The sequence below is a fragment of the Desulfobacterales bacterium genome (assembly GCA_029211065.1).
Lineage (GTDB): Bacteria > Desulfobacterota > Desulfobacteria > Desulfobacterales > JARGFK01 > JARGFK01.
On record JARGFK010000162.1, the window covers coordinates 1 to 6,574 of the forward strand.

The 6,574-nt window shown below is 45.5% G+C and carries 6 protein-coding genes; all 6 read right to left on the reverse strand.

What is annotated here, in order from left to right; all coding sequences use genetic code 11:
• A partial coding sequence (locus P1P89_21450; protein ID MDF1594083.1) for a glycosyltransferase family 4 protein occupies positions 1-1,208 on the reverse strand: 1,208 nt, incomplete at its 3' end.
• Positions 1,183-1,416, reverse strand: a complete 234-nt coding sequence (locus P1P89_21455; protein MDF1594084.1) for a hypothetical protein — start codon at positions 1,414-1,416, stop codon at positions 1,183-1,185. The genes P1P89_21455 and P1P89_21450, both read right to left, overlap by 26 nt.
• A gap of 30 nt (positions 1,417-1,446) precedes the next feature.
• Positions 1,447-3,225 (reverse strand): radical SAM protein, encoded by a 1,779-nt coding sequence (locus P1P89_21460; GenBank protein MDF1594085.1) that lies wholly within the window; start codon positions 3,223-3,225, stop codon positions 1,447-1,449.
• A 6-nt stretch (positions 3,226-3,231) separates the two neighbouring features.
• Positions 3,232-4,206, reverse strand: coding sequence for a GDP-mannose 4,6-dehydratase (locus P1P89_21465; protein ID MDF1594086.1), 975 nt, complete (start codon positions 4,204-4,206; stop codon positions 3,232-3,234).
• A gap of 54 nt (positions 4,207-4,260) precedes the next feature.
• Positions 4,261-5,358: a glycosyltransferase family 1 protein gene (locus tag P1P89_21470; protein ID MDF1594087.1), complete on the reverse strand. Its 1,098-nt coding sequence runs from the start codon at positions 5,356-5,358 to the stop codon at positions 4,261-4,263.
• 12 nt (positions 5,359-5,370) lie between these two features.
• Positions 5,371-6,486, reverse strand: coding sequence for a glycosyltransferase family 4 protein (locus tag P1P89_21475; GenBank protein MDF1594088.1), 1,116 nt, complete (start codon positions 6,484-6,486; stop codon positions 5,371-5,373).
• Between the last annotated feature and the right edge of the window lie 88 nt (positions 6,487-6,574).

Sequence of the window (6,574 nt, forward strand, 5' to 3'; positions counted from 1 at the left end):
GATATCCCCCGTTGATATATTGCCAAAAGGCGGGAAAGATACAGCTCTTTGGTATAGTATCGGCAAACTCTATCGTAAGCAGCCTTCCCCATCATTTTCAGTCGTTCCGTATCCGCAAAAGCGTGATCAATTGTATCGGCAAGCTCACGGGCGTTACCGGGCTCAAAAAACCAGCCGGTCTCGCCTTCTTTAAGCCAGTCCTTAATGCCGCCGATGCGTGATCCAATCACGGGCTTCATATTGGCATAAGCTTCTATACCCACTAAACAGAAATTCTCGAGCCATACCGAGGGAACAATGACCACGGATGAGCGGGCGTAATATTTTCGAGTTTCTTCATATGAGAGACCGGGTATCACTTCAAGCTGACCCGCATAGGCCGGGATGCGTGATTTGATTTCGTCCAGCAGAGGCCCTGCCGTGATAATAACGACCTTGCATTTTGTTTTCAGATACGCACAGGCATCCACAAGAATCTGAACGCCTTTTTCATACGAAGCTCTGCCGACGAAAAGGACCATTTTTTTTTGCGGGTTGAAATGTTTTTGCACAAATCCAGATACTTCGGATTCAGGCCGGACTGGGGTGAAATTGGGAAGCCACGCAATTTGATCAGGTGAAAAACCGTTTTCAAGCAGGCATTCAATCTGCGCCCGACTTTCAGCAATAAGAACCGGTATTTTTTGGTGCGCCATAAAATTTCTGAGCACGAACAATGCATTCCGATCGAAATTGTTTTGCGGCCATAAACCGGATGAAATACAACCCTGGCGAATACACTCAAGACCCAAGGGGTGGGAACAGATGCTTTTGTCGGGAAGTAATTTCCAGTTTGTGAAGCAGTAGAGACGCGGATCATGTATGGATCGTACACAGGGCATCGTCCCGATGAGATACTCGGTAACAGATGAATTCTGAAAATTGTGGATATGGCAGATGTCCGGGGCATGTTTTTTGATGATTGGATGGATTTGTTTGATCGCATTTTGGGCCAGCAATCGATTGCCCGGATAATGATAGCTGAACAGCTCCAAACCCTTGCAGGCATATTCAGGACGGGCGCCGCTCGGCCGCTGGTCGGGATGGTCATTATAAATTATGATATTGGTAAAACCTTCTTCCTCCAGCAGCGCAAGCGTGTCAAACAGCAGCTTCTCAGCACCGCCAATGGGATGATACCAGTCACATATATGCAGGATAGTCTTCATACGGGAATTGTTTTTTCTCATGGGAAAGCCGGCGCAGCGCTGCCCGGGTGCGCGTCAGGTTGATCATATGCCATACCACCAGCAGGTGATTAACAACTTTAGTGATGACGCGTATCTGCTTGAGCTTCAGTCGCAGCGTCCTGAAAGCCGCATGCATAAACAACTCTCTCGGAGAGATGCGTTTCAGGCTGTATTTTGTTTTTTTCATAGCTCTAAACGGCTGTAGGGGTTGCAAACATCAGCGTATCAACCGAAAACCTTTGATTTTTATTCTTACGGTCTTAAATATATTCTTAATTCCATAAAGTTTGACAGCATGATTCATACCGTTCACATATCCCATCAAGCTCATAAAAAACTCAGGGAGATGCCATTTGGTTGTGATATGATTTCTGACCAGAACAACTAAATGTAACGGCAGCCTGGGGTTAATGAAAACCAGGCCGGTATTCCGGAAAAGAAGACTGCGAGGGATTGCTTTTGCCCGGCAGACTATGACAGTGGCGCCAGACGGCAAGTTATCTGGAATTTTCCGGGTAAAGGTGATGTTGATTCCAGCTGGAAGCTGAGAACGGGACGGCAATCTGAAAAAGGCCTGTTCATCTGTAATGCCGCTGATCAGGTGGCGCGCCCGGGGATCACACGCAATGATCATGCCTGGCAAATGCTCCAAAATATCAGGATCCGAAAGATGCACAACCGTTGGTGTTTGTCCGCTATCGATGATGCGCTGAACAACTGCATACAGGTCGTAATACTTCGAGATGTAAAAAGCGCGCACCATGTCTTGCCTAGGAAAATCCGGAATTTCAAAAGAGATGGGAACAATATCGTTGCTGAAATGCTGAGTGGCGGTAATATCACAAAAGAATCGCCCGCGCTCATTTACCATATCCCACACTTCGGTTTTGGGGTAAGGAATGAGCATCCCATAGGTATAGTGATCAAGTCTGAGGGTGCGCTGAAAGCGAACCGTGTCGATGAATTTTTCCAGGGTGTCGCCGGGAAGCCCGATGATATAATACCCCACCGCCTTTATCCCGACCGCTTTAACAATATTTATTGCTTCAACGACGGTCGACAGCGATTCCCCTTTTTTAATGGAATTGAATGTTTCGGGGTTGCCGCTTTCGATGCCGAAAGCAATGCTGGTGCATCCCGCCTGTTTCATCAGACCGGCTAGTTCTCTATCAATGCGATCGGCGCGAATGCCGTTATGGCAGTACCATGAAAGGTTAAGTTTTCGGGTTATGAGTTCACGGCAGATTTCCTTCGCCCGCTCAATATTAAGGGTAAAGTTGTCATCCCAGACTTCAAATGCCTTTATTCCCTTGCTCCGGACGATATATTCAAGTTCAGCGGCAACATTTTTTGCGCTGCGCGCGCGCCACTTTCGTGAGCCCGTAAGTTTATTGACACAGCAATAGGTACACTGGAACGGACATCCGCGGCTGGACAAGATCGGATACCGGAAATCGCGCCAATCAAAGCCTTCAATCGATTCGAAATCGGGAATGGGCAGGTTGTCCAAGTCATCCGGCGGACGCCAGGGGTTTGTAACGATTCGGCCATTTTTGCGATATGCCAATCCATTGATGGGGTCGACGGGTATATGGAGAGACAGGGCTTCAGCCAATTCCACAATGCTCTTTTCCCCCTCTCCCAGTATCGCGTACTCAAAGACGGGAAAATCGCGCAGATAGCTTTCCGGACAAAGTGTTAAATGGGGTCCGCCGACAATAAAATGGGCGTCCGGATATACGGATGAAAGAAAATTGGCGATGTGCCCGCCGGTATTCGCAGTTGCTGTTTTTACGGATACGCCGATGACGCTTGGGCTGAAGTCTAAAACTTTTCCGGCCAGCTCATTGTCATTTAGTTCGTAGCGATTGGCATCCAGTGTCAAGGTCGAGTACCCGACGCTTTGAAGCGCACTCGACAGATAGGCTATGCCGAGGTTGATACTTTCTTTTTGCCAACCGGGAGGATTAATGAAGAGAACTTTTTTATTTTTCATAATAGATCATGTTCGGGAGTACCACGCCAGATCGCTTTCAACCATTTCCTTTACCAGTTCCTCAAAAAGAATGGTTGGCGACCAGTTTAACTTTTTTCGAGCCTTGGACGCGTCTCCCTGTAACACGTTTACCTCCGACGGACGATAAAGTTCATCCGCCACGACCAGATAATCCTTGTAATCCAAATTCACCAATCCAAAAGCGATTTCGAGAAATTCCTTGACCGAACGGGATTGGTTCGTGGCAATGACAAAATCCTCCGGCTCATCCTGCTGCAACATGAGCCACATGGCGCGGACATAATCGCGGCTGTGGCCCCAATCCCGTTTGGCCTCCAGATTTCCCAACCGGATTTCTTTTTCCAAACCCAGCTTTATTTTTGCGGCTGATGATGAAATTTTTCTTGTTACAAACTCTGCGCCTCTTCTGGGCGATTCATGATTGAATAAAATTCCTGACAGCGCGAACAAGTTATACGCCTCTCTATAGTTTCTGGTCAGCTCGAATCCGGCCATTTTTGAAATTCCATAGGGGGATCGTGGGTGAAACGGGGTGTTTTCATTTTGCGGTGTTTCTTTGACATGTCCGAACATTTCGCTGGATGCGGCAAAATAAAATTTGCAGTCAGGTGCTTGTCGTTTGATGGCCGAAAGCACATAATGGGTACCATTAAGGTTGGTGTTGATCGTTGAAAACTCATCCTCAAAGGAATAGGAAACATAGCTTTGGGCGGCCAAATGATAACATTCATCCGGCTTGATATCTGAAATAATATTGAAAAGAGACGCGTAGCTTTCCATGGATGCGCTGTGGATGTGGATCCTGTCCAGGATGTTCCGAAGACGCCACATTCTGGCGCGCGGGTCTTCGATAGCCACCCGTCTGACGACTCCGTGGACTTCGTATCCTTTTTGGAGCAGCAATTCCGATAAATAACTTCCGTCCTGTCCCGTGATCCCTGTAATAAGTGCTTTTTTCACATTATGCTCCCCTTGTCTTTCATTCGTACCGATCATTATACTGCTAAACCGGTTTCATAGCAATATATTGTAGACATTTATTAGTTTCTTGGCAGACTCCTTCCAGCTGAAGCGGTTCACATTTTCCTTTCCTTTTGCAGTATTGTCCAGGCGAAAGGCCGCATCCGTTAGAATTCTTAAGCACTTATCTGTTATTTCGTTAATATTCTCCGGGTCAAACATCATTTCCGGAAACAGCATGATTTCCGGTAGCGAAGATGTGTTGGAAGTTAATGTGGGGCATCCGCACTGCATTGCCTCCAGTGGCGGGATGCCGAATCCCTCCATGAAACTGGGATATACAAACAGACTTGCCTGCTGGTAGAAATATGCCAGGTCGCAAGTAGGGACAAAACCCACAAGATGGATACGGTCCCTGTGTCTTGAGTTGTTGATGTAAGCGAGCGTGTTTTCAAGGTCCCACCCTTTTTTCCCGACAATGACCAAGTGCTCTTTGATGAGGTGATGTTCTATTAAGCGTTCGTATGCCTTAACCATCCCCAGAATATTTTTGCGCGGCTCGATTGTGCTGACCATCAAGATAAAACTGTCGGCAATGCGGTAAGTGCTTGACAGAACTGCTTTCGCTTTATTCGGGTTTTGGGGAGTTATTCCAGGTGCGCAATGCACAACATGTAATTTACCTTCATCCAATCCAAATGTTTTTAAAATCTCCATTTTAGTGAAATTTGAAATGGCGATTACCGCATGTGCCTTTTTCAGTGACGACCTGAAGAAATATCTCCCCAGGTAGTTCCTGGTCTTTTTGTTAAAAGGGTATCTTTTATATAGAAAGAGGTCGTTGACCGTGATAACGATCTTTGACTGAGTTTTAAAAAGAAATCCACCCGGGGAAAATCGATGAATAATATCAAACATGGATGAATTTCTATACAAATACCAACTATCGGAAAACATGACCGGCAGGCCCTTATAACGCCGATACAAAATCTCATTTCTATTGTAAATCGAATTTGGATTGGGCGTGAAGTGCAGCAGAAAGTAGGTGTTGTGCCGATCCAATTCGATAAGGTTCCGGGCAATGTTTTGGATATTGACACCAATTCCGGTTGGATTTGTTTCCAGCGGATATGTGATCAGGGCTATCTTCATGAAGTTATCGTTTCAAGGTTTATTTTTCAAAATAAATTCATAAACCTTCAGAATATCCTGAGATATTATATCCCAGTTGAAAACGGTTCGGACCCTCTCTTTGCCATTTTTGGAAAGCTTTATTCGTTCGGGTTCATTTTTCATTAAATAAACGATCTTTTCACTCAACATCTTGACATCATTATATTTGACAAGAAGCCCATTTATGCCATCTTCAATCACATCCCGCAGTCCGTCTGTATCTGTTGCGATCACCGGGGTTCTGCAGGCCATCGCTTCTATGGCTGTGAGTCCGAAACCTTCAAACACAGAAGGGATAACGACCACGGATACCTTGTTATACCATTCATTTAACATTGAATCATCAATCGTACCTAATAAATGAACAGTATTTTCCAGATGATTATTTTTGATAAACCTTTCCAGGTAGTGTCTCAAGACACCCTCTCCTCCGATATACAACCGGATATCGTCCAATCGGTCTTTTATCAGCGGTATGCTTTTGATCAGAAAATCTATTCCTTTTCGTGAATCCAGACGTCCCAAAAAGAACATGCTGTTGGGTATTCGTTCCAGTCCCAAAGGATGGAACCGGCTTTCATCCACTCCAATGGGTATTGTTTCACAGCAGTTCGGTTTAAGGTGGTAGTGGCGAAGAATAATCTTCATGGTGGAGGCGGAATCACACAGGAGATAATCTGATTTTTGGTAGCCGAACCTTTCCCACAGGCACAGAATTTTTTTCCATTTTTGTGAACGGATATAATGGGATTGCTGGTAGTAGGTATGATGAACAGTGTAAATAAGCGGAACCGATGGTTTTGCGAGTAAAAACAGACCGCCGGGGCCTCCCTGGAAATGAACCGTGCCCAAGTTGTACGTTTCAATCAGGCGTTTAATTGAGAAGGCCAGCTTGATTGAAAAGGTTATGTTTTTACCGAAGGTGTTATGAGAATTGCCGAAAATCCGGATATGTCGATCGTCCTTTATGTTATCCGAAGGTGAAAAAACATATATCTCCCCGCCAAATAAAGTGCGAAGGCGCCTGGCCAGATCATATACATAACGGCCTTGCCCCCATGGTTTAAATGGATAGAGGTCATGGGTGAATATGCCAATATTTTTCATCAAAAAAACTCTTCGTTAATTTGACTTCGTAAATTTTGTTTAGCCATTCTGCCGTCCCCGCATTCGTTGTTTTCGCGTGTGTGATTCT